Annotated in this window: 25 protein-coding genes and 1 pseudogene; 11 read left to right on the top strand and 15 right to left on the bottom strand. The window is 36.6% G+C overall.

The features are described from left to right. From F6K18_RS32995 to F6K18_RS32985, 3 genes and pseudogenes are all read right to left on the bottom strand, one after another. Positions 1–195: pseudogene (locus F6K18_RS32995) on the bottom strand (hypothetical protein); the annotation flags it as partial. Between the two features lie 67 nt (positions 196–262). Then, positions 263–1,624, bottom strand: a complete 1,362-nt coding sequence (locus tag F6K18_RS32990) for an ArsB/NhaD family transporter (RefSeq protein WP_287527207.1) — start codon at positions 1,622–1,624, stop codon at positions 263–265. 547 nt (positions 1,625–2,171) lie between these two features. Then, positions 2,172–3,077 (bottom strand): phosphodiester glycosidase family protein, encoded by a 906-nt coding sequence (locus F6K18_RS32985; protein ID WP_287527206.1) that lies wholly within the window; start codon positions 3,075–3,077, stop codon positions 2,172–2,174. A gap of 1,214 nt (positions 3,078–4,291) precedes the next feature. Here F6K18_RS32985 and F6K18_RS32980 point away from each other — a divergent pair. The 4 genes from F6K18_RS32980 to F6K18_RS32965 all read left to right on the top strand — a co-directional run bounded on the left by F6K18_RS32980 (position 4,292) and on the right by F6K18_RS32965 (position 8,354). Continuing rightward, positions 4,292–5,194, top strand: a complete 903-nt coding sequence (locus F6K18_RS32980; RefSeq protein ID WP_287527204.1) for an MBL fold metallo-hydrolase — start codon at positions 4,292–4,294, stop codon at positions 5,192–5,194. Positions 5,195–5,296: 102 nt separating this feature from the next. Then, entirely contained in the window at positions 5,297–6,382 is a 1,086-nt protein-coding gene (locus tag F6K18_RS32975) for a bifunctional riboflavin kinase/FAD synthetase (RefSeq protein ID WP_287527202.1), read from the top strand. 428 nt (positions 6,383–6,810) lie between these two features. Further along, positions 6,811–7,116 carry an RNA-binding protein gene (locus tag F6K18_RS32970; protein WP_287527201.1) on the top strand — a complete coding sequence of 102 codons (306 nt, stop codon included), beginning with the start codon at positions 6,811–6,813 and terminating at the stop codon, positions 7,114–7,116. A gap of 329 nt (positions 7,117–7,445) precedes the next feature. Beyond that, positions 7,446–8,354: a MoxR family ATPase gene (locus F6K18_RS32965; RefSeq protein ID WP_287527200.1), complete on the top strand. Its 909-nt coding sequence runs from the start codon at positions 7,446–7,448 to the stop codon at positions 8,352–8,354. 1,004 nt (positions 8,355–9,358) lie between these two features. On the opposite strand, the gene F6K18_RS32960 is transcribed toward F6K18_RS32965, so the two are convergent. Further along, positions 9,359–9,787 (bottom strand): AbrB family transcriptional regulator, encoded by a 429-nt coding sequence (locus tag F6K18_RS32960; protein WP_287527198.1) that lies wholly within the window; start codon positions 9,785–9,787, stop codon positions 9,359–9,361. A gap of 312 nt (positions 9,788–10,099) precedes the next feature. On the opposite strand from F6K18_RS32960, the gene F6K18_RS32955 reads away from it, so the two are divergent. From F6K18_RS32955 to pyrR, 3 genes are all read left to right on the top strand, one after another. Beyond that, on the top strand, positions 10,100–10,543 hold the full coding sequence (locus tag F6K18_RS32955; RefSeq protein ID WP_287527197.1) for an RrF2 family transcriptional regulator: 444 nt from the start codon (positions 10,100–10,102) through the stop codon (positions 10,541–10,543). Between the two features lie 97 nt (positions 10,544–10,640). Beyond that, entirely contained in the window at positions 10,641–11,654 is a 1,014-nt protein-coding gene (gene cbiB, locus F6K18_RS32950) for an adenosylcobinamide-phosphate synthase CbiB (RefSeq protein ID WP_287527196.1), read from the top strand. Positions 11,655–12,160: 506 nt separating this feature from the next. Next, on the top strand, positions 12,161–12,691 hold the full coding sequence (gene pyrR, locus F6K18_RS32945) for a bifunctional pyr operon transcriptional regulator/uracil phosphoribosyltransferase PyrR (protein ID WP_287527194.1): 531 nt from the start codon (positions 12,161–12,163) through the stop codon (positions 12,689–12,691). A gap of 321 nt (positions 12,692–13,012) precedes the next feature. Here the strand turns inward: pyrR and opcA are convergent, their stop codons facing one another. The 7 genes from opcA to F6K18_RS32910 form a co-directional block, all read right to left on the bottom strand. Next, complete coding sequence (gene opcA / locus F6K18_RS32940; protein ID WP_287527193.1) at positions 13,013–14,335, bottom strand: glucose-6-phosphate dehydrogenase assembly protein OpcA; 1,323 nt, start codon at positions 14,333–14,335, stop codon at positions 13,013–13,015. A gap of 189 nt (positions 14,336–14,524) precedes the next feature. Next, on the bottom strand, positions 14,525–14,719 hold the full coding sequence (locus F6K18_RS32935) for a hypothetical protein (RefSeq protein ID WP_287527192.1): 195 nt from the start codon (positions 14,717–14,719) through the stop codon (positions 14,525–14,527). After that, a complete protein-coding gene (zwf, locus tag F6K18_RS32930) occupies positions 14,694–16,223 on the bottom strand; it encodes a glucose-6-phosphate dehydrogenase (protein WP_287527190.1) in 1,530 nt (509 codons plus the stop codon). Before zwf ends, F6K18_RS32935 begins: the two co-directional genes overlap by 26 nt. A gap of 294 nt (positions 16,224–16,517) precedes the next feature. Beyond that, positions 16,518–17,660, bottom strand: a complete 1,143-nt coding sequence (gene tal / locus F6K18_RS32925) for a transaldolase (protein WP_287527188.1) — start codon at positions 17,658–17,660, stop codon at positions 16,518–16,520. 453 nt (positions 17,661–18,113) lie between these two features. Then, on the bottom strand, positions 18,114–19,175 hold the full coding sequence (gene fbp / locus F6K18_RS32920) for a class 1 fructose-bisphosphatase (protein ID WP_287527186.1): 1,062 nt from the start codon (positions 19,173–19,175) through the stop codon (positions 18,114–18,116). Between the two features lie 342 nt (positions 19,176–19,517). Then, positions 19,518–19,919 (bottom strand): hypothetical protein, encoded by a 402-nt coding sequence (locus F6K18_RS32915; protein WP_287527184.1) that lies wholly within the window; start codon positions 19,917–19,919, stop codon positions 19,518–19,520. Positions 19,920–19,998: 79 nt separating this feature from the next. Next, positions 19,999–20,232, bottom strand: a complete 234-nt coding sequence (locus F6K18_RS32910) for a CopG family transcriptional regulator (protein ID WP_287527182.1) — start codon at positions 20,230–20,232, stop codon at positions 19,999–20,001. A gap of 404 nt (positions 20,233–20,636) precedes the next feature. Between F6K18_RS32910 and F6K18_RS32905 the strand changes: the two genes are divergently transcribed. The 3 genes from F6K18_RS32905 (at position 20,637) to F6K18_RS32895 (ending at position 21,425) form a co-directional block, all read left to right on the top strand. Next, a complete protein-coding gene (locus tag F6K18_RS32905; RefSeq protein ID WP_287527181.1) occupies positions 20,637–20,759 on the top strand; it encodes a hypothetical protein in 123 nt (40 codons plus the stop codon). Between the two features lie 22 nt (positions 20,760–20,781). Further along, positions 20,782–20,955, top strand: a complete 174-nt coding sequence (locus F6K18_RS32900; RefSeq protein ID WP_287527179.1) for a hypothetical protein — start codon at positions 20,782–20,784, stop codon at positions 20,953–20,955. 302 nt (positions 20,956–21,257) lie between these two features. After that, positions 21,258–21,425 (top strand): hypothetical protein, encoded by a 168-nt coding sequence (locus tag F6K18_RS32895; RefSeq protein WP_287527178.1) that lies wholly within the window; start codon positions 21,258–21,260, stop codon positions 21,423–21,425. A gap of 229 nt (positions 21,426–21,654) precedes the next feature. Here F6K18_RS32895 and F6K18_RS32890 read toward each other — a convergent pair whose 3' ends face one another. From F6K18_RS32890 to F6K18_RS32880, 3 genes are all read right to left on the bottom strand, one after another. After that, positions 21,655–21,873, bottom strand: coding sequence for a hypothetical protein (locus F6K18_RS32890; RefSeq protein WP_287527177.1), 219 nt, complete (start codon positions 21,871–21,873; stop codon positions 21,655–21,657). A gap of 199 nt (positions 21,874–22,072) precedes the next feature. Next, positions 22,073–22,735, bottom strand: a complete 663-nt coding sequence (nblB, locus tag F6K18_RS32885) for a phycobilisome degradation protein NblB (protein ID WP_287527209.1) — start codon at positions 22,733–22,735, stop codon at positions 22,073–22,075. A gap of 100 nt (positions 22,736–22,835) precedes the next feature. Continuing rightward, a complete protein-coding gene (locus F6K18_RS32880) occupies positions 22,836–23,294 on the bottom strand; it encodes a CBS domain-containing protein (protein WP_124142781.1) in 459 nt (152 codons plus the stop codon). Between the two features lie 179 nt (positions 23,295–23,473). On the opposite strand from F6K18_RS32880, the gene F6K18_RS32875 reads away from it, so the two are divergent. Further along, positions 23,474–23,803: a (2Fe-2S) ferredoxin domain-containing protein gene (locus F6K18_RS32875; RefSeq protein WP_287527176.1), complete on the top strand. Its 330-nt coding sequence runs from the start codon at positions 23,474–23,476 to the stop codon at positions 23,801–23,803. Positions 23,804–23,966: 163 nt separating this feature from the next. On the opposite strand, the gene F6K18_RS32870 is transcribed toward F6K18_RS32875, so the two are convergent. Next, on the bottom strand, positions 23,967–24,113 hold the full coding sequence (locus F6K18_RS32870; protein ID WP_287284578.1) for a hypothetical protein: 147 nt from the start codon (positions 24,111–24,113) through the stop codon (positions 23,967–23,969). Positions 24,114–24,293 lie beyond the last annotated feature (180 nt).

The following is a 24,293-nucleotide window of genomic DNA, read 5'->3' as shown; positions in this document are numbered from 1 at the left end:
TATTTTATGTGCCTCTTTTTTTTTTTTTTCAAGAACAACACGGCATACGAGTTGGCCCTTAAACCCTGACGCGAGTTCAGACGTGTGCTCTTCCCCCCTCTCCCCCTCTCCCCATCTCCCCATCTCCCCATCTCCCCATCTCCCCATCTCCCCATCTCCCCATCTCCCCATCTCCCCATCTCCCCATCTCCCCATCTCCCCATCTCCCCATCTATTTAAAAATAGATTACAAATTGGTTCTATATGATTGGTATATTCGCATTTAATTAATTTGCATTCCTGGCAGCCAAATAATTAAACTCAAAAGACTAATAAATAAAATAGGTAAAATGATAGTTAAACTAATACCACAGTAATTTTTCCAACTAATTTGAAAACCATGTCGCTTGATCATATAAAACCAACATAGAGTAGATAGACTACCAATCGGAGTAATTTTAGCACCAACAACACAGCCAATAATAGTAGCATAAACCATTGCTTCTGAAATATTAGAATCTATTATTGGTGCAGTTTGAATTGTCAATATGTTAATCAAAGAAGATGGTAAATTATTACAGACTGCGCTAATAAATGCAGATAAAAAACCAGTAGCAATAATAGCTAGAGAAAATCCCCATCCAGAGATTTGAACTAACAAATATTTAATTACATCTGTTAAACCATAGTTACTCAGACCAAAAACTATTATGTACATTGCCCAGATAAATAAAATCACTGGCAGGAAAGGATAAAATATCAATTTAAAGAGAGAAAAACAGTAATTTGTTAAAAATTTAGTTTGAGAAATAAAATCTTGGAATTGATAATTATTCTGCAAACTATTAACTGAAATTTTGTGACTTTCTTCACTCTCAAGTAATTCTTCTGATTGTAGGTATAAATTATGCTTATTTTGACTTTTATCCGCAAGTTTCAGGCTAATTTTTCGTTCTATACTGGTTGCTGGTAATGCTCTTTCTAGATAATTTTTTCTGAATCTAAATTTTTTATATTTCCTAGGAATATCAGGCCAAAAGTAAAACAACAAAACAACAATACTGGCAGCAATTGTCACGAAACTAATAGGTAGCATTATAATTATATAACTACCAAAAGAAATATTGTATGTAGTAGTAGCAATATAATTGACTGAATTACTGATAGAAAATGGTAGACTACTGATGTCAGCAACTAAGCCACAAGCGATCAGAAATGGGATAATTTCTTTAGGGGTAAACTTGAGTAAAATTAGAGCTTCAATTACTATTGGTAGAAATAATAAGGTACTACCATAGTTAGGGAAAATAGCACTAACTAGAGCTACTAATATTAGCAGTGTGACAAATAAAAGTTTACCGCTACCCAGATTCCAATTAGCAATATGAAAACCGAACCAACGAAAAACTCCCTTTTGCTGCAATATCCAACTAATAGTTATTAACCCTAGTAAAGTCAAGGTAGTATTTACTAAAATTGCCCAAATCAATGTAGGCATATTTGCTAGAGAAACTAGACCAGTTGTGAGTGTTAGGCAGGCTCCTATCATTGCACTGAAACCTATATCTAAACCTTTTGGCTGCCAAAATACAAGAATTAGAGTACCTAGAAAAATCAATGGAATTAAGACTATTTGCCAACCCATAATATAGGTGATTATTATTTGTTTTTGTGAGATTTTTTTTCTAAACTTACTATAACATTATCTTTTTTTTAAAGATTTAATACCCCACACCTCACCTGCAGTGTCTACAAGTTTGTTGGAGTTCCGTCGAGCAGAGCTGCTTATTTGAGTATTCCCCATCCACTTTTTTCTTTTTCCAACTTCAGTCCTTCCTTCTTTCTTCTTCAATCATTTCATATCTGGTTCATAACACTTTCAAAAAATATTACTACAATAATTTTTAGCAAGTAGTAGTCAGGACTTAGTTAAGGGAAAAATATTCAATTTTTTTCTCTATTTCCGGTCTAATTCCAATTAAAAAAAAGAATGTTATGAATCATGTGGGTGATTAAAAGGCTTTATATTGAATGTCCCTTTGACAAAAAAGATAATTTACGACCTAAAAAATGATAGCGAAGCCATTCCCATACGACTCCTGACTTCCCCTCCTAGGAGGGGGAGGGGCGAGGGGTGGATTTACTCCTAAGAAATAGACTATCTATTTGTAGCAAATATTTATCAAACTGGTCTAAGGTAGAGCATAAAATCCTAAATGGTTAGCAATTGAACGTTCACGCATAGGTACAAGAGTATGAATTGGTGAATTTAATAATTTAGCTTGGGAATTAGAATTTACTACTAAAGTTGTTGAACCACCACCATCTAAATTTAATGCTTGATCAGCACCTAAGTTAATAATAAATTTAGTTAATTCTGCCAAAGTAACACCATCACTATAAAAAGGCTGTTTACCATCAACTAAAATTAACCATAATTTATCTCCTGTTTGATTAATTGCTACTGCTGTCCGTGGATAGGGTTTTTGATTCAAAGGTGAATTTTTTGGCAGAGAAACTGCTTGACCATTAGCAACTAAAATTAAATTACCAGAGATAGCTTGAATAGTTTGAGCTGAACAAATAGAGTTATCTGATATTTGAGCATAATTATTAACACTCAAACATAAAGTAGGCCAGTTTCTATCAATTATAGAGTAGTCATCACCATTAGATATTGCCCGACCAACTACATTAACTAAATCACCACTTTTAGGGTAAAAATCCCAAGGCGTCTTTTCATAAAAGGGGGAGAAAAAATTGGCATTTATTGCTAGTTGTAAATCAAATTCATTGACAAATTCAGAAGTGGTGCGGGCACGAATTTTCATATCTGGAGAAGTAGAAATTATTGGTGTGACTAATGCTTTTACTCCAGGGGTGTTCAGAGCTATAGTTACAACATGAATCATGACCGGGCGTGGTTGAGAAAAGGCAAATCTTTGATAAATAATACCTGGAAATAGTAATAAATTAGTGTTAGTTCGAGGTGGACGAATAACAGCAAGTATAGTAGTAATTGTTAGTAGTAAAACCAAGCCTAAAACTATGCTAATAGTCAACAGCGATCGCCATGTAAAAATTCTAGAGCGAGACATTAAATAAAGTCCTCATAACTATAGCAGTACAAAGAATCTGTTATATTCTAGCTTTGGTGTATTATGGTAGAAGGAAGAATGTTTTAGTTATCTAGGCGATTAGTTATCTACCAGAGAAGGAAAAATCTGGCGTTGTGTGAGTTTTAAGCTTTTGATATGTCCGCTCCTTTTCCTTCGACTGCTATACATTCCAAAGCACTCTGCTAGTAAAGTTTCTGCTTAATTAAGAAGAATTAATCAAACCTGCCGGATATAAAATTCTGCACCTTATCTTAGCTATTCCTGTTAAAAGCGATCAAATTACCTGCAAAAAAACTTATGGCCAGCAAGAAGTAGATTAAAAAAAGTGAACATAATTCAGAACAAAGTTGACAAAAATAGATAATAAAAATCTAATTTATGTAGGCGAAGCTGGATTTTACAAACAAGAAAATTATCCTTATGGTTATAGAATTATACCAGTTTTATAAAAAATTGCTACAGTAGTTTGCTATGTTGGTAGAAATCTAGAGATTAATACTGTAAATACCTTTTTTAAATTTGGTATTAGGAGTAAAGATCCTACGATTTTAAATTTGGCAAAATATACTGTAAAGAGTGATTGTAATTATTGCTTTACAGGGCTTTTCGTTTGAGTAAACCACAAAATATTTTGGGTAGGAGAAACCTTATGATTGGCGATCTATGGGAGTCGGACTAGTTTATCCATTTGAAAACTGCTTTAAGGTCAAAAAAATTATTTTCCCCTCTAAATTGAGTGAAGGGTCATATCATCAAGATTTACTTGAAGCTTGGCTGAAATATTCTTTGATTTCTCAGTTAGAATGAGGAGACATTATAGTAATTGATCATACCAGTTTTCACAAAAAAGATGTTAGCCAAGAGTAACTAGAAAGAATCTTGAACGCGATTTTCACCCCTTTCAGAGAAGCTCTAGAATACTTGTCTTTTTAAAGCGAAGAGTCTCAAATAGTATTATTCTAAATGTAGAAAATGGTCGATAAAAATTCCCCGAGTCATCTAAATATCAGCATAGCTAAAAACCTTAGCTCTCATCTTCCACCCAAATTTTGATAGATTCATTCAGCATAAGAGTTAACATATTGAAAGTATATCATTACACTAAAGATTAAGCCATTTTATGATGGCAAAAATTTGACTAATAAGTAAAATCTCCTCGATGGACTTACTCAAGAAATTCTGCGATAAAACTCATGTCGGTTAAACAAAATCAATTCACAGTTCAATTTTGGGGCGTAAGAGGTAGTATTGCTTCTCCCGGAGCAGAAACAGTAAGATATGGGGGTAATACTCCTTGTGTAGAAATGCGAGTTGGTGGACATCGCCTGATTTTTGACGGTGGAACTGGCCTACGAGTTTTGGGTCAATCCCTGATGTCTCAAATGCCCGTAAAAGCCCATATGTTCTTTACCCATACCCACTGGGATCATATTCAAGGCTTTCCTTTTTTTGTACCTGCTTTTGTTAAAAATAATTGTTTCTATATATATGGAGCAGTTGCTCCAAATGGAGCTACTATTCAACAGAGGCTGAATGACCAGATGCTCAACCCTAATTTTCCTGTACCTTTGCAAGTTATGGGGGCTGAACTTAAGTTTTTCGATTTGGAAATAAGTCAGCCAATTAAAATTGGTGATATAGTTATTGAAAATGCTTTACTCAACCACCCTGGAGAAGCAGTAGGATATCGTGTCAACTGGCAAGGATACACTGCAGCTTATGTTACTGACACAGAACATTTTCCCGATCGCTTTGATGAAAATGTTTTATTTTTGGCTCGTCAAGCAGATGTATTAATCTACGACGCTACTTATACAGATGAAGAATATTATTCGGACAAGTCTAGTAAAATAGGTTGGGGACATTCAACTTGGCAGGAGGCTGTAAAAATTGCTACAGTGGCTCAAGTTAAAAAATTAGTGATTTTTCACCATGACCCTATACATAATGATGATTTCTTAGATAAAGTAGGAGAGCGAGTAGCAGAAAAATTTCCTAATAGTTTGATGGCAAGAGAAGGTCTTTCAATTCAATTAATTCCTCCAAGCAATAGTGAAGACAATAATTCAGCAGTCAAACACTCCAAAAAAATCTAAAGTTTCAGCTTAATATTAATTTTGTTAGTAAGCTGACAAAAAATATAGATGAACAAAGATTAAATGTAGTAGAAAATGATTCAATCAACAAAAATATAAGGTGTGTGGGTAACTTCTTCTTTAGCTACAGTATTAACTCCAACTACCGTTGCCTTGGGAAACTTTGATGGTTTACATCGAGGACATAGGCAAGTAGTTCAACCAACTTTAAAATTAGATACTAGAAAAAATTCACTCTATGTTTATCCATCACAAACAGATACAGAAGTAGACAAAAACACAAAACTTCAATTATTAAATTCATCATGGTATTGCCAAAGTGAATTGGACAAAAATGATGATTGTCAAGAGCCAAAAATTTATTCAACTGTTGTAACTTTTAATCCTCATCCCCAAGAGTTTTTTAGTGGAAAACCAAAAAAATTGTTAGCTCCACTAGATGAAAAATTAGCTCTTTTTCAACAGATGGGAGTAGAACAAGTGGTATTACTGCAATTTGACCAAGAATTGGCAAATTTAACTCCTACTCAATTTGTAGAAAAAATTTTGGTAAAACACTTAAAAGCAAGTCAAGTAAGTGTCGGATGGGACTTCCGCTTTGGTAGAAACAGGGCAGGAAAAGCAACAGATTTACAGACTATTGCAGCTAACTATAATATAGAAGTTACGATTGTACCTCTATACACTTGTGAAAATGGAGAACGTATTAGCAGTTCTATAATTCGTCAAGCTCTTGAGCAAGGAGACCTGAAAAAATCCAATCGTTTATTAGGTCGTCCCTACAGTTTAGCAGGTCAGGTGGTGGAAGGACAAAAATTAGGTAGAACTTTAGGATTTCCTACAGCTAATCTACAGCTACCGCCACAAAAATTTTTGCCTCGTTTTGGAGTTTATGCTGTGGAGGCCTATATCTTTGGACAGAAGCAACTTCAGGAAAATTCTTCTGGCGATCGTCCACACTTAGGAGTAATGAATATTGGCTGTCGCCCCACATTAAATGGTCTACACCCGACTACAGAAATTCACTTGTTAAATTGGTCTGGAGATTTATATGGTCAGACTATAATGGTAAATTTGATTGAGTTTTTAAGACCTGAACAAAAGTTTGCTTCTTTAGATTTACTAAAAGCAAAAATTCAAGAAGACTGTGCAATTGCTAGAAGTATACTCGTAAGTAACACTAAATAAATTTAATATAACATAATCTTGTTGTTTCAATGGAAAATAGTTTAGTGATGGGTAAATGTTGTATCACTCTAATTGATCATTGCTTTTAAATTAATTATTGGTCGAATGTATCAAAAATAAATTATGCAAAGCTAAAAAAAATATAGCATTCCTGTTTAACTTGTAAAATTTGATGAATAATTTAGCCTAGACATTTTATAAAATTTCTATTTAGCTAAAATTTAAAAAGTTTTACTGGTAGTTTTAAGTTGGACTAAAGTTGTAATCTGTATAATTTTTAGCCAAAACTGTCTATGATATAATCTAGTTCGAGAATAGGTATAGGTTACAGTTTTTGCTTTCAGTGGTGAGCTTTTTTGTGATGTTTCATCTGGCATTACTGGCCTTCCGAAATCTCTCTAGATGGCATTTAATTTTGGAGGTCAAATATGTCGGTTTACGTTGGAAACCTTTCGTACGATGCAACAGATGAAGATATCAGAGATGTCTTCAAGGACTATGGTAGCGTTAAGCGAGTTCAAGTTCCTTCAGACCGTGAAACTGGTCGCCCCAGGGGCTTTGCTTTTGTAGAAATGGAGACAGAAGATGAAGAGACAGCAGCCATTGAAGCACTTGATGGTGCTGAATGGATGGGACGTACTCTCAAGGTCAATAAAGCAAGGCCACGAGAAGGTCGAGGGTCATCTGGTGGCGGAAGAAGAGGGGGAGGAAACAAATTCTCTAGTGAATACTAAACTCTCATAGTTAAATTAGATTCAATTCAAGGGATGGGAATTAATCCTGTTCCTTTTATCTTCTAGTATTAATCACAATTTGATTGATAATTTTTCTGATGTAAATAGCGCGATCAAGCTAATATTTTAAGTATTAAACTTCAAGAAATTGTTAAAATAAAATTTTTGGCCTTAATTTTGATGATGTTTCTCTTTGCAGTTTATTGTGCCAGACTTTTTGCATAAGTCTGTTAATTTTTTCAATTGATGAAAGAGTTTTAATTTAGTAGTTAGAAGCCAGGATATTTTGGACTTTCAGCCAATATTTATAGATAGCAAATCATAATTTTATGAAAGAAAGTATTGAAAAGCTGAAACAAAATCTTAGTCAGACTATTCTTGGTAAAGAAGATGCCATTAACTTAGTATTAGTAGCACTTCTTTCGGAAGGTCATGTTCTTTTAGAAGATGTTCCCGGTGTGGGTAAAACCTTATTAGCTAAATCTCTAGCTTATTCGATCGCTGGAAAATTTCAGCGAATTCAATGTACTCCTGATTTACTACCTACCGATATTACTGGTACTAATATTTGGAACCCTAGCAGTGGAAAATTTGAATTTCTACCAGGTCCGGTGTTTGCTAATGTACTATTGACAGATGAAATTAATCGTGCTACTCCCCGTACTCAGTCTGCTCTATTAGAAGTGATGGAGGAAAAACAGGTTACTATAGATGGGGTTTCGCGTTCTGTTCCTAAGCCATTTTTTGTCATTGCAACTCAGAACCCTATTGAATATCAGGGGACATTTCCACTGCCGGAAGCACAAATGGATCGTTTTAGTTTATCTCTGACATTAGGCTATCCTACAGAATCTGAAGAGTTACATATGCTACAAAGAATTTCTGAGGGAGTAGGATTAAGTAAACTAAAAGCTTGTATTACTTTAGAGGAAGTCGAAGAGTTGCGTCGTTTGTGTAGTCTAGTGAAAGTAGATGAGTCTTTACAAAAATATATTCTCCGATTAGTAAGAGCAACGCGGGAAGATGAAGAAGTTACACTGGGTGTTAGTCCTCGTGGAACAGTTGCTTTGCATCGAGCAGCTCAAGCTTTAGGGTTTCTTGCTGGAAGAGATTACGCTATTCCTGATGATGTGAAATTTCTTTCTCCCTATGTCCTTTCCCATCGTTTGATACCAGCAGGAGGAAGACGTGCTCAAACAATTGTGGAAAGATTACTGACTTCTGTAATGGTTTCCTAAGTTTGAGTTTTTGATTGTTAGAAGTGCGGTTAGCTATTTGATAGTTAACTAGGTTTGCTCAAATTAATGAGAAATACAGGTAATACTAAATCCGGTTTATAGAGTCTGATGATTGTGCAGATGGGGAGGTAGGGTGTAGGGAAGATGGGGAGAGAATTTAATCTTACATCAGAGTTGTCGCTAAATAGAGGGAAAAAATCGCTCCAACCTAGACAGAGCAATAATTCTAAGCATTTTTAATTCCTAATATCTAGAATGCTTACAGAACAAGGTTTTTGGGGATTTTTTAAGTTATAAACCGACTAGTCTATCCTATAAAGTATTTTTGATCACCGGATTTGTTATAAGTAGGTAGGCGTTAACATTTATTGTTAGATAAAGGCAGTAGGCAGAAGGCAGAAGGCAGAATAAAAGAGGTTTCTGAGCTACTTTACTTTTTGTGACATACTTTGTTTTTTTTCGTGCCTACTTACTGAATAAGGGAACAAGAAACAATGGGTTCTCAAAACTTACAGCCCACATTCCGTGCTTCAATTTGTAGTATAAAATAGTATATAAATCCGTAGCTTGGTAGGTATTGATACTATGCAAATCATCTCAATTACTTTATAGTGAACGCAATCATTATTAAACCGGGGTTGCACATTATGGAATGACATTGCCAAAAATTGGTTTAGATTTTGACTAAAAAAAACCATTAATTAATCATTCTAGCAATTGATTAATCCACAATCCAATTCAATCAAAAATATCAAATCATTCGTCACTGTGCAACGCCATTAAACCAATATATACCGTAATCTTTGTGACACTTTACATTCTGTAGAGAAATACTACGAAGGTACTAAATTAGTATTGACATATTGACGACGAGAAGAAATATTTACAAAAAAGTGATGATACAGCTATTGGTGCAACAAGCATCAATCGCTATAGTTCTTGATGCTTGAAGTGAAGATAATCAGTGAAATAGAGAATATGTTAAGTAAGTATGTAGTCTTAACTTAAGATGCTGCTGCTGATACTTCTTCTTCTTCTTCTTCTTCTTCCACAACTTTACCTGCTTCTACTTGACGCAGGTGAATGTGTTTACGTCCCAAAGAAATCTCAAACTCATCTCCTGGCTCTAATTCCATTATTTTAGTATAAGCTGCGCCAATTAGTAAATTACCGTTAGATTGTACGCTAATTCTATAGCTAGCAGAGCGTCCTCCACGGCCATTACCATTCTGTTTACTATCTAATTGAATACCCTCAGCATCAATCAAAGCATTCAAAAACTTCATCATGTTAACTCGTTCAACACCATTTTTAGTAACAGTGTAGTAGCCACATTCTCTAGCCTTCTTTTCCTTACTTTGATTACCTAAGTCTTTGACTTTTTTAAGTAAATCTTCCCCAGATAAGGGTTCAATATTTTTCTTTTTAGCCATATTTTCAGTCCTAACATTTTGCTACAGTTATCAGTTTTTATCTTGGTTTGTTTAAATTCCAAGAAATGATAAACAAATATTTGCTCGTAAAACTATATTACACTAATTATCTAAATATTTCACATATTTGATCGAATTTTTCACACAATATTCTGACAAGAGGTGTTGATTATAGTCAGCAATCATATCTATAGTATGTAATATTAAGCATTGTGCTATCAACTATCAACTATTCACCTATTTAGTTGAAGGGCCTATTGATATAGTTATAGCTATAAATTCCTGAAGTCCCTTTAAATTAAACATAAGGCAATGAAGTTAACTACGCGTGGACATTACAGTGTTAAGGCACTTTTAGATTTGAGTTTACAACAAAGTAATACTCCCATATCTGTCAAAGAAATTGCACTACGTCAAGACATACCTATAGCCTATCTTGAAAAGTTATTAATAGAGATGCGTCGTGCTGGTTTAGTTAAATCAGTTCGCGGTGCCCAAGGAGGATATAAATTAGCTAAATTACCTGCTCAAATATCTTTAGGACAAATACTAGAATCTGTTGGTGAAACAATAAAACCTTTACCTAGATATGTTCCTGATAATAACCAAGCAGAAGACTGGGTTACTTATTGTATCTGGCATAGATTAGATAAAAAGCTTTCTGAAGCACTTTACAATATTTCTCTAGAAGACTTATACTATGATGTCCGTAGTTGGCAAGCTGTAGTGGGAGAAGAAACGAGTTTTGTTGTTTAATTTTTGATAGCTTGACTGTCAAGTTGTAATAGTTAATCAGTAGTATATGATTCACCATGATTACTTATTAAAACAAATTTATAACTATTGAATTCCTGTGAGTGCCAACTATACTTTAATTATTCTTTTCATAGCTGCTTGCCTAGATTATTTGATTGGCGATCCTTGGAGTTGGCCACATCCTGTAAAAATTGTAGGTTGGATAATTACTCATTACACTAAACAAATATTTAAACTCACTAAACCTCATCAAGATAACTCTCGCGTATTTATACTTAGATTGGCAGGTATACTACTAGCGATCGCTCTTGTTTTTGGCAGTGGAATTATTACTTGGTTAATTATTCAAGCTTTACGAATAAACTTTGTCCAATTTCCTTTATTAACAGTAATAACAGAGAGTATTTTATTAGCTAGCTGTTTTGCCGGAAAAAGTTTAAGTATGGCAGCTCAAGAGGTACTTCAACTGGTAAGAAGTAACAATTTAATTCAAGCACGTCAAAAATTAAGTATGTATGTAGGTAGAGATACAGAAAATTTATCAAAATCGGAAATATTTCGAGCAATTTTTGAAACAGTAACAGAAAATGCCACAGATGGAGTAATTGCACCTTTATTTTACGCTTTAGTGGGAGCCATAATACCAGGTGTAGGTAGCGTACCTTTGGCATTTGCTTACAAAGCTGCTAGTACATTAGATTCGATGGTCGGGTACAAAGAAGCACCCTATACTGATATAGGATGGTTTAGTGCCAAACTAGAGGACGTTTTAACTTGGCTACCTTGTCGTCTAAATGTGCTAACTGTAGCTTTGCTCTCTGGCAAACCTTTATATGTTTGGAGAATATGTCAAAGAGATGCGGTGAAAGACCCTAGTCCTAATGCTGGTTGGAGTGAATGTGTCTATGCTGCAAGCTTGGGAGTACAGATAGGTGGTACAAACTTTTATCAGGGAGTGGTTAAACATAAACCACTATTAGGAGACCCAATTTATCCAATTACACCAGAAATTATCGATCAAGCATTGCAGTTAACTCGATATTGCTTTCTAATTTGGTTAGGGTTATTTTTTATCTGTTATATCATGTCCGGTAGCATGGGTATTGTATAGTGAAGGTAAGGAAGAAGGAAGAGGGAAGAGGGAAGAGGGAAGAAGGCTTAAAAGTATGAAAAAACGTAAATTTCCTGTAGATATTCACCCTTGGTTTTACACAAACGCGCCCCAAGGGACATGATATTATTTATCAAAATAATTGGGTCTAATACCCCGCCTTGATTGGCGAAATGTTTTTGGAGGGGAGCTTATAGCGTTTTTCAAGGCTTTCAAATAGATAGAATACAGTGCTCAAAGCATTTTTCTACTCCCTACTCCCTACTCCCTAAGCAAAAACAGGACTTACGCAAAGACACTGTGTATAGAGTCCAGTAACTATTGGACAATAGTTATGAGTACTATATATAGCGTATCTGCGTAAGTCCTAAAAAATTCTTTTTTAGTCTACTTAATAATGAAAACTGCTGTAAATCACCATTACAAAAACAACTTCTGACTTCTGACTTCTGACTTCTGACTTCGTTTGACTTCTGACTTCTGACTTCGTTAATGTGGTGGAATACATGAACAATACTGTAGAAATTTTATCAGCACAGGAGTTACGGCGTACTGTTACTCGTCTTGCATCCCAAGTAATTGAAAATGCGGGAGATTTGTCTCAACTGGTGTTGTTAGGCATTTATACTAGAGGAGTACCCCTAGCAAAAATATTAGCAAATCAAATTGAATTGCTAGAGCAAGTCAAGATACCTGTGGGAGCATTGGATATTACTTTTTATCGGGATGACTTGAATATAACGGGAATGCGAACTCCAGCTAAAACTGAAATTCCTGGTGATATTACTGGTAAGATTGTGGTTTTAGTTGACGATGTGATCTATAAAGGTCGAACAGTGAGAGCTGCTTTGAACGCAGTTCTTGAATATGGTCGCCCAGAAGCAATTAAATTAGTTGTGTTGGTTGATAGAGGTCATCGGGAACTACCAATTCATCCAGATTTCACAGGTAAGAAGCTACCCACTTCTAGAGAAGAGAAGGTGAAAGTTTATGTGCAAGATATTGATGGGAGAGATGGTGTGGAGTTATTTCGTTAGTGCCGCTACGCGGAAGTCAAAAGTCAAAAGTCGTAGGGGCGAATGGCATTCGCCCTCAAAAGTATTGATTGGTAAGGCTTTTAGGATTTTGCGACTGGTTAGTTATTTCTGCCATCCTGCACTAGAAAGTGTGAGGAGCGTGAGGAGCGTGGGGAGTGTGGAGAGATGGAGAAAGAGTTGGCAATGGCGCTCAGATTGTTGATTTAAAACAGTTTGTAGGGGCAAACGGCTGTTTGCTTGCGCATACTTCGTAACGCCCCTACGGTTTCTTCAAGTTAAAGAATCTGCCGATCACTGAAAGTTGACCGCTGAGATGCTTCTTTAACGTAACTTGAGAATGTCAGCAGTTATAGCCAAACTCTCTTCATATAAAACTTCCCGACCCCAACGTTGTAACTGTTGAGCCATCAAATATTCTGCTTTCTGGTCGCTCAAAGCACTGACTTGCTCTGTACGACAAGACTGAGCACTACCACCTGCTTCTAATCGCATACAACCAGTATCTTCAGAACACAAAATCGTGCAACAGTCAGCATTGGGATTACTAGACCCCAAACGCACGCCTACTAAATCTCCAGGAATTTCACCATAGTCAGCGGTAGGAATTGCTGCTAACTCAGCTAAAATCTCTTTATCTGTAGGACTGGTAAACTTGACATGAACGATGTCATAATCACCACCAGTCTCAGTATAAGCTGTAGGTTGCCAATCAAGACGACTAGCAAACCAACCCAAAAACATTAGTGCTTGAGCAGCATTCCCTTTTTCATAGTCAAGAGTAATTTTATCGATTTCACCCAAAGCAGCACGACGTTGTGGTGGGTCGAAAGTTGCAGCAGCTAATTCTTGCCATGCAGACAGACGATGCCAATTTAAGTCAGCAATGTATGTTTGATTTTCGATCAGTTCTTGCATTTTGAGAAATTCTGAATCTGGATCGCTAAAATAAGATGAATCCAGAATAATGCAATTGCTATTTTCACATAGGTTTCGGAATAATTCTTGTTCTTGATTGGGGGTAGCTTTCCACCAAACAAATTTAGGCAAGTCAGGAATCATCAATGATGTCACGACATCACTCACCCTTTCCAGTGCTTCTTTAGTTCCGCGTAGGGTAATATATTCACAGCAAGTTAATGAAGACTGCTTTTTCTTTACTGGGCAATAAGCAGAAACTTGTGCTGTTACCCCTGTATCTTCCCCAAAAGTAGGACATAGTGTGATGACTCGACAGGGGTTTTGATCTGCAATTACTTCACTAATGCTAAATCCTCTAGCATCCATGTTGGGGAACTGCCGAGTTTCTGGAGATTTTGCAGCCCACTCTGAACGTAACTTAGCGAGAGTCTCGGAGTCTATCCTACCTGTTATTGGTAACTGATAAGCTTTTTGAGCCTCTTTGATCGCATCACGGGCTTCATTGCCGTTAATACCATCTATTTCACCTTTGTAGAATCCCAAACCAGCCAAAAGTTGTTGAAATTCTTCGGGTTCATATATTACCATACTGAAAGTAGCTGCTCTGGTGGCGATCGCAGTTGCTTTTCCTCCATTTTGACCGAGCCAGATTTTACTAAGTTCTGCTTCAATTTCTCCGAGAGAAATATCTTTTGGTTGTTGTAAGGCAACAAGTGTTGTACTCATTTTTCTTGTTTGTAAATGCTTTACTGATGGTTATTTGTAGCGCGTAGCGCTGGGGAACTTTCATTAATTGATAATGGATAATGAATAATGAAAAGTATCTCTAATTATCAATTATTCATTGGTAATTAGAGGCTTTAAACCAAATTGATCAATTATCCATTATCCATTGGGTAAAAGTAGCGAGCCATGTCATCCGCCAAGAAATAAATTTCTTGGCTCTATAGCAGAAGTCATCTTTAGATGACTAAAGATAGCTAATTTATGATGGCTAATTAATGAGACTTGATATAAGTCACAATTGGAAGAAATCCTTCTGCCTTCTGCCTTCTGCCTTCTGCCTTCTACCTCCTGCCTTCTGCTACAGTCGGCGCCAACGACGGCCATCGCGATTGAGTAACAATTCAGATTCAACTGGTCCCCATGTACCTGCTTCATACAAAGGTATTGCCTCTGGTGGTGCTGGAGCATCCCAGATACCTAGTATTGGTGTTAATGCTCGCCAAGATGCTTCTACTTCATCACCATGAGTAAATAGTGTTTGGTCTCCTAACATACAATCAATCAACAATCGACTGTAAGCATCTGTACTGGGTTTACCAAAAGCAGTATCGTAACGGAAATCCATATCTACTGAACGAGTCCGCAGGGAACTGCCTGGAGTTTTTACCTCGAAACGCATAGAAATTCCTTCATTTGGCTGAATTCGCAAAGCCAATACGTTAGGATTTGCTTGTTTAGCTGCTGACTGGAACATTAAATATGGTACTTCTTTGAACTGAATCGCGATTTCTGAGACTTTTTTCGGCATTCGCTTTCCAGTCCGTAGATAAAATGGAACTCCTTTCCAACGCCAGTTATCAATGTAGAGTTTCAGTGCTGCATAAGTAGGTGTGGTGGAGTTGGGGTCTGCTCCTCCTTCTTCACGATAAGCTGGTACATCTTTGCCTTTCATCCAACCGTTTGTATACTGGCCGCGAATTGCAGAAAGCTCTAGGCGCTCTAAGTCTGCTAGATGGGTTGCTTGAACTACTTTTACTTTTTCGTTACGAATGCTGTCAGCATCGAGGGAATTAGGAGGTTCCATTGCTGTGAGGGAGAATAGTTGCATCAGATGGTTTTGTACCATGTCTCGCAAAGCACCTGATGTTTCATAATATCCCGCACGTCCTTCTAGTCCTACTGTTTCTGCAACAGTAATTTGAACGTTATCGACAAATTGACGATTCCATAGGGGTTCAAAAATGGCATTAGCAAATCGAAATACCATTAAGTTTTGAACTGTTTCTTTTCCTAGATAGTGGTCGATGCGATATATTTGCTCTTCTGGGCAAACTTGGCGAACGATTTTATTGAGTACCTGAGCTGAACTGAGGTCTCTACCAAAGGGTTTTTCAATTACTAATCTGTGTTTTTTGGGGTCTTCCAACATTCCTGCAGCGCCTAATTGTTGAGCAGCTTCTCCAAAAAAGCGTGGTGCTACAGATAAGTAAAATACGCGATTACCTCGCGTACCTCTCTCTTCGTCAAGTTGGCTCAAAAATTCTTTGAGTTTTTGGTAATCTTCTGGTTTGTCGATATTACCGGGAGAGTAAAAAATCCCTTTGGCAAAGTCATTCCAGAGGTCTTCAGATTGTAATCCACCACCAAATTCTTCTACGCCAGTCCGCATTTGTTCGCGGAAGTAATCATGGCTCCATTCTCTGCGTGCTACTCCGACTATTGTTAGTTCAGGGGGGAGTCTCCGCTCTAGCTTCATTTGATAGAGTGCTGGAACGAGTTTCCTTTGAGTTAAGTCCCCTGAAGCACCGAAGATAATTAAAATCTGGGGTTCTGGGATTCGGTCTTGTTGTAACCCAACCCGCAAGGGATTTTCTAATAATGCTACCATCTATTGTTGACTCCTTCTAATTTAGTTACTTATAGAAGCTTGTTTGTGTTTGTTGAGGTGTGCTATTTTTAAGATAAAATCACAATTAGCTATGACTATTTTATACTAAATAATTAAATAATTCAGCGTCTTTAGCTACATTAATTTTAATTTGGGCGTTGCATAAATGCGGGATGATTTTAATAGTTTTGTGGAATGGGCATCTTGCCCGTTCCTTATATTTTCACCACAGGCAGGTCATCAGTCAAACCGTTTTTTTCACGTTAATGACTGATGACATGGGATTTTCTAGCCTTAAACAGGTGCTAATTTTTTGACTTTTTCTTCTAGGGAGTTAATTAGGGAAGTAAAGGGTTTGATAAATTTGTCGATCCCTTCTGCTAGCAGTTCGTCCATTACCTGGTTAATATTAATGTCAATATCGGGGTCTTTGAGACTTTCTATGAGCTGGATAGCTTCTTCTATATTGGTCTCTACTCTGTTATCAACATGACAGTGATCAGCACAAGCATCTATGGTTTGGGGAGGCAAAGTATTTACTGTGTCAGGCCCAATTAATTCATCAACATACATCACATCACTGTAAGTGGGATTTTTGGTGCTAGTACTTGCCCATAATAGCCTTTGCATTGTTGCACCTTTTGCAGATAGAGCTTTCCAGCGGTCGCTCTGAATAATTTTTTTGTATTCTTGATAGGCTATTTTGGCATTAGCGATCGCTACTTTTCCTTTGACGGTTTCTAGTTTGGCCTTGACAGTTTCATCAGTTACATTCTTGATTTTGCTATCAATGGTAGCATCAATGTTACTATCAATCCGACTCAAAAAGAAACTTGCCACAGAAGCTATCTTACTGACATCTTCTCCTTTAGCTGCTCTTGCTTCTAGACCTTCAATATAGGCCCAAGCAGTGTTTACATAGCTTTCTACAGAAAATAGCAAAGTGACATTGACATTAATCCCTTCACTAATAACTTTTGTTACTGCTGGTAAACCTTCCGGTGTACCTGGAATTTTAATCATTAGGTTTTCGCGGCCGATAGCAGTGTAATAACGAATTGCTTCGGCGATCGTACTTTCTGTATCTTTAGCTATAGTAGGTGGAACCTCTATACTAATGTAACCATCTAATCCATTGGTTTGTTCGTAGACTGGCATAAATATATCGCAAGCATCACGAATATCTTTAAAAACAAGAGATTCGTAGATTTCCATCACTGACTTACCAGCGCTAATACCTGCTTCAATATCTGCATCATAGATAGCATTACCAGCGATCGCTTTCTCAAAGATAGCAGGATTAGAAGTTATACCACGTATCCCTTTCTGGGCAATCATATTTTTGAGTTCCCCAGACTCAATGATATTGCGACTGAGATTATCCATCCAGATACTTTGACCAAAGTCTTTGATTTCGAGCAAATGATTAGTTGTCATAGCTGTCTTACCTTAATTGTTACTATTTTCCTTGGAGTTTTTTGTGTTCTTATATACTGCAAAAAAATAACTAAGTTGTTAATTTCTCAAAGGCAGTATTCAAAATTTCTTTACTATTGCGATCGGTAGTCATTTCAGTTATCAGTTATCAGTTATCAGTACCTCTCTCTGCCTAAAGTAAAGTGCATTGAAATATTGAACTTGATTTTTTTTCATCCCCTTGAAAGGGGAGGCTATTGACCTTATTTTTTGGTCAGAAAGTTGAAATTAAATCTGCGTTCTGATTACAAATTCTTAAAAACCGATGTTAAGTTCTATTAACTAGCTATCAGCTTTTATAGCTCTGGGTAAAACATCCCCGGTTTCTATAAACCGGAAGGTGCGCGGAGGGGTATCAGTCCCCTTCTAAACGTTTACTGCTGACTGCTGACTGCTGAGGTGCTGACCGCTTTTTTAACTTTGATGAGAAATGCGTGCTTGTTCCTTAATAAAAGACTCTACAAGTGCCACATCTTCTTTACTACCAATCACCAATGGTGTACGTTGATGTAGTTCATTTGCTACAACATCCAATATTTCTTCAGTACCCGTACTAGCTCTACCACCAGCTTGTTCAATTAAATAAGCCATAGGTGCTGATTCATATAATAGGCGTAATTTTCCTTCTGGCTTTTTCACTGTACCTGGGTATAAAAATACGCCACCTTGGTATAAAATTCGATGAAAGTCTCCAACTAATGCACCACCATAACGGGCAGTATAACCTTCATGGCGATGAACATAGCGGATATAATCCCGCATAGAATCATCCCACTGCCAAAAGTTACCTTCGTTGACACTATATATTGGGCCGTGGTCTGGAGTTTTGATATTCTCATTGGCCAGAATAAACTCACCCAAACTAGGGTCAAGAGTAAATGCATGAACTCCAGTACCAATTGAATATACTAGCATTGTGCTAGGGCCATACAAGATATAACCAGCGGCAATTTGTTTACGTCCACTTTGGAGTAAATCTTGAGCGGAACCATCTTCATCGTTGCCTTCTTGTTGGCGAATAGAGAAGATAGATCCCACATTTAGATTTATGTCTAAATTAGAGGAACCATCTAGAGGGTCGTAAAGCAATGTATAGCGACCTACTGGACAGTTTTCTGGAATGTAATAGGGTTTTTCCATCTCTTCGGATGCCAAGCGACAGACAAGACCACTTTGCTTAAATACCGAAATAAATACGTCATTGGCATAGATATCCATCTTTTTGACGGATTCTCCCTGGACATTAACTGTGCCAGTAAACCCTAAAGCGTCTTCTACTAATCCAGCGCGGGTCAAACGACGAGCGATTAACTTTCCTGCTAAAGCAATTCGATTCATCAGAGCGCTGATATCTTGAGCATCTGGTGAGAAGCTATTGAGTTGCTGTAGTACATGACGTGATAAGGTTGTACAATCACGATCTAATGCCTGTGTTTCCTCCAGACGAATGTGGAGGTTTTCCTGGGTATTGACCATAAGTATTTAGTTCCTCCATATTAATTAGCTCCAGTCAATAGGCTAGTTACAAAGGCAACTTGACTTCTATTCTGGAATATCGCTAATGCTTATTTTATTTAGGCTTGAGCAATAGGAGGCTAAACTTTATATGAACTTTAGATAGTTAGTTGCTTTGTGAAGAGTAAAAAGCAAATTTTAAAAGTCAAAAGTTAAAAAGTTCTAAACACTTCTATTTTGACACCTAATGTCAAAAAAAAGTTTGTATTATCTACTAAAAAAAATATAGTAGTAACACAAACTTTGTCTTATTTAGGAATAAGAATTAAATAGTAATGTAAAATCTTATCCCTTCAAGATATCTTAACCCTGGTCTTTAAAATAAAAGCCCAATGCAACACCCAATAATGTTACTTGTGGGGTGATAATAATGGGAATCATTTCCCTAATAAACTGCTTATCTGATTGTGGAGAAATAGATGCCAAACCAATCAGAAGATAAGTAATCCCTAAGGATGCACCAAAAAATACTAAAAGTTTTTCAGCAATATTTTTTCTAGTCTTCTCCTGTTCAATTTTTACCCATTTATATATGTGTTTTTGATTTTCAGGGCTTAAGTTTTTATCAGAGATATAATTCTGAATGTAGCTGTCAAAATCTGATATATCTAGATTTTTTGTTTCTGGGTTCTCTGGTCTTCCTAGATAAAAAACGTTGTCTTGAGTTTCATTGTCTTCTGGATTGAATTCTGGATTAGTTGTCATAGATAAATGAGGTTGGTAATTGCTAAAATTGACAATTTTTACCCGTCCCCAATATAACTATCAAGCAACTACTAAGCTGCTATCTGAAAACTACTTCTTTTACTGATTTATCAGAATTCATAATTAGCACGGTAGAACCTTGCTTTATTTCCTTCTGAAAATAGGCTTCAGTCGCAATAGCTTTCCGAATTGCTTCATTTTGAGTAATGCCTTGATTAGTAGCAAGAAATTCTAACATTTCAGCTACGTCTGTCGGTAAAGTTACAGACATACGCTTTGTAGGGGGACGGGATGCTTGAGCTGTATTGTTCATTTTGGTATTGAAAATAGTGTGTGTTTTATTTTAAGAAGGCAATGTTTAGCCACTTTGTTTAAGTATTACTAAGGAACTTATAGCGCTGTGCGCAGGGAACAGGCAACACTTAACTGGGAACAGGGGGAATAAATTGCCGTTTGCGCAAGCATTCCGTAGGAATCATATAAGACTTCTAGCTCTTTTGCCCCTACTACAATTTGTAAATATACCAGCGCTCATTGCTATAAATACAATATACACTAAATTTTTGTTTTTTTGGTGTTTTTTTTACACCATTTTGGTGTTCAGTAAATAAAAAATATTTTTGATAATCGAAACTCGTTTTAAGATTATCATGTAGAGTCAATCAAGTATATTTAGGACTTACGCAAAGACACTATATAGAAATCCTCACCGTATCTTTGACATTGATTTTCCTTTCTACAACCGGAGCGATCGCATTTCATGTGCGTCGTAAAGGGGAGCGGAGTCCTATCGCCCTTGAAACCATAATTCCTTGGTTGAAAAAAAAATCAAGCGAATAGGCAAGCAAGTCCTTATACTCTTATGATAACACAAACTGCACGAGAAATTGCTAAGTCTCCAGTAGCGTTAGAATTACGTCGAATTCAGATGATTGCTGAGATTGGAACTGAACAGAATACTACTACTATTTTGATGATTCCATCTGATATTTTATCTTTAGCAAAAGAAATTTATCAGTCTATTTCATCAGAATAAACTTATCAATCTAGTAGCCATAATTATGCCAATTATCAAAAACTTTTCTAAATTTTCTTGAACTAAAGTAGAGCTAAAGAGTAGGGGAATAGGTGAAGTGGGGAGAAGTCAAAAATAGATACCACAATCAAGAATTCTGTCAAATAACTATCAAAATAAAATCTTATTGTATTGGTAATGCGTTGTTATTGTAAAATTGACAATGTAGACAAAAACAAGAGGTTTTGAATGGAATTAAAAAGTTTTGGTGAATTGTTAGCTATTTTAACAATTCTCGAACCAGATAGAAAACTTGCCAAGCTGTGATTAGACTAGCACAAGCTGGTACGGCAACAGAAGGTGAGACTGATACAAGTATATTGCTAGAAATCAAAAATAGTTTGAAATCAGATATTGAAAAGGAATTAGAAGAAGTTAACAGCAAGAAGTTAGAAATTAAGCAAAATTTAATTGCTAAATTTTTAGAATAGTAATCTTGCTGCCTTAAAAATAACAGTTTGGGGGAAATTACCCCCATGAAGTTTTCCTAGAAAGCTACTTTTTTTGCCTCAAAATAACTGACTCACCAAAGAATATAGTTTTTAATTATCAAGTTTTAACATCATACAGCCTATTCCATGTAAGTACGGTGGGATATTAAACCCGGAACAGAAAAGATAAAAATTGGCTCAAACTTATTCAGTACAGTCGATATTAATACTATTCTATAGTTATTGATTGAGGACCTTCACTGTTGTCACTATTTACTTCTGTATTAGAGTTAGTAGTGGCAGTATAACCATTCTGCTTCTCAAGCCAACTTTTGACTGGATCATCATTAAGATTTAGTCGGAACATACCAGAGAAAAAACCTCCAAAAAAGGCAACTGGTTGTTCAATTAATTCTTTGACAACTGGAGTTAGTTCATCTAAAAACATACAGTCTTTCCTCTCGCTAAAGAATATTTATTTAATCAAACTAAATTATTCACTGGTATTCTAACGTACTTAATATGCAACTATCGTAGCGATCACCTCAATTAACTTAATTAGCTTTTAATAGCAGTATCTACAAAGGTTGTAAACTGATGGAGTAACTGAGATCAGGAAGTAATCAACCTTCTACCTTCTGCTGTGATTAACTATTTTGGGCTACCTTGGCCTCCTGAGCAACCTGCTCAACCGGATCGTTGGCTAACTCTGCGATAACTTGCTCCGCTTGTGGCCCTCCTAATTTATGCAAAGCTTGTACAAGTCTATAACGCATTTGCCAATCACTATTGGTGGCAAAAGGTGTTAAGAAAGGGACAGCTTCTGGGTTTCCTAGTTCCCCTAAAGCACTAATAGCTATAGTCTGTATCAGTTCATTATCTGACTGGAGAGCATCTTCTAGTAAAGATAATGCTCTTGGTTCCCCCATTCCTCCTACTACTGCAACTATGCTCATTTTAACTAGCCATTCTGGAGTATTCTGGTAGACCTGTTCTAGGTCGTCAAAAGTTTCAGTAAGTTTTAATGCTCCTAAAGCATCTGCTGCTGCTGCTTGGACATCTGGTTCGGGATCGTTGAGCAGACAGTCTCGCAATATTTCTTGAGATATTGTTAAATTTTGTGTACCTAAGCTTGACATTTGGCTCACTGCAGCATATCTAACACGAGTATCTTGGTCTTTGATTGAAGTTTGAATTAATTCAAAAGCGGTAGCTAAATCTATTTGACGTAATTGATTAACTCCACGTAAGCGATCGCCTAGATCCTCTGATATTAGTAGTTGTTTAATTGAATCTGGGGTAACACTCATTGCCATAAATTTGATTTTTTTATTTTCCTGGATGATCTGAGCTATAAACTAGAGTAGATTTTTGATCCCCTGCCATAATTGATTTTTTCTAGAATCAAACTTACTCGCTTGCCATAGCTCTAATAATATCCCCACGAGTTAGTATACCAATCACTTTATCATTTTCATCTAATACTGGTAACCGATGAATATTCTGTTCGTGCATGAGTCTCGCTGCTGCTGAGAGTGATTTTTCTGGTGTAGTAGTTAGAGGGTCTTTAGTCATTACTTCTCCCACAGTTTCTCCTAAAGCTTTATGAATTTGTTTTTCATAACGAGCTGGATTTTCTAGAAAAATCACACTATCTAGCAACATAATGTAGGGTGGAGGAGTGACTCCGCTTTCTTGCCACATCAAATCTGTTTCTGATACGATCCCGACTAATTTTTCCTGTTCATTGACTACAGGAAGACCACTAATGCGTTGTTCTGCCAAGATTTTAATTGCCTCTTTTAAAGGCATTTCTGGCTTAACAGAAATTGGATTATTACTCATCACATCTGCTACAGTTTTAGTCATGTTTACCTCAGATTTTGTTCTAGTTGGAATAACTATGAGAGCGTCAAAAAGTAAAAATTTTCCTTTTTAGTTTTGGCTTCAATAGTAATCATAAAAGAATATACAACATACCATAATTGCACTTTTCTCAAATCAAATCTTACAATGTAGCATGAAGCTATATTAAGAATTTTTGACTAATGTCAACATCTGAAGGCCAAAAATTAGAAGTTTCTGCTCGCGATCGCTGTGTATTTGTCTGCCAAAATACGTCTTGTCTGCGCCACAATTCTCAAGAAGTCCTCAAAACCTTCATAGCTGAGACAGAAAATATAGTGGGTGTTAATATTCAGGCCAGCGGTTGTCTTGGTCAATGTAGCACTGGCCCTACAGTAAGAGTTACCCCTGATGAAATTTGGTATTACCGAGTCAAACCTGATAATGTCCCAACAATAGTTACACAACATTTTCAGGGGAATAAACCTGTAGATGATATGCTTAATCCTAGAATTCATCCTCGTTTTTGCTGATTGATATCCTCGCTATTGCTCAACCATAGAGGATTACTATCTATGAATTAAACAACCTAAGCTGCTCAAAAGACTCAAGGCAGGTTGACGCTTCACTGGAATCAGCTACTTTTTTACGAGTAGACTTAAGTTTCCTCTGCACTCGTTGATTAACTGTGTCCGATTATCCCCCTGCCACTGCCTCCTGCGGAGGAGCTGCTCTTTCAAATAATGAGAACTGAACAGGATTATCTGATACTTCTTTGACTGGCCCAACCTTAGTTATCAGTTCAGATACAATTTCAGAAATAGGAGTATATTGCTCAAGCACAGAAGTATCTGTTTTGTGCTCTACTGACTACCGCCTACTCCCTGCTTATAAATAGTGACATCCTCCCGACGCCGACCTGACGGTACGGCGCGGGCTTCCAAACCTCACAGTTTGGCATTCCTAGTTTTTCTCCCTACGAGGTTTCGCCTCTGACCTAGACGGAGTTGCCTCCGTCCCCGG

Source organism: Okeania sp. SIO2C2 (assembly GCF_010692625.1).
Lineage (GTDB): Bacteria > Cyanobacteriota > Cyanobacteriia > Cyanobacteriales > Microcoleaceae > Okeania > Okeania hirsuta.
This window is presented reverse-complemented; position numbering and strand designations above follow the sequence as displayed.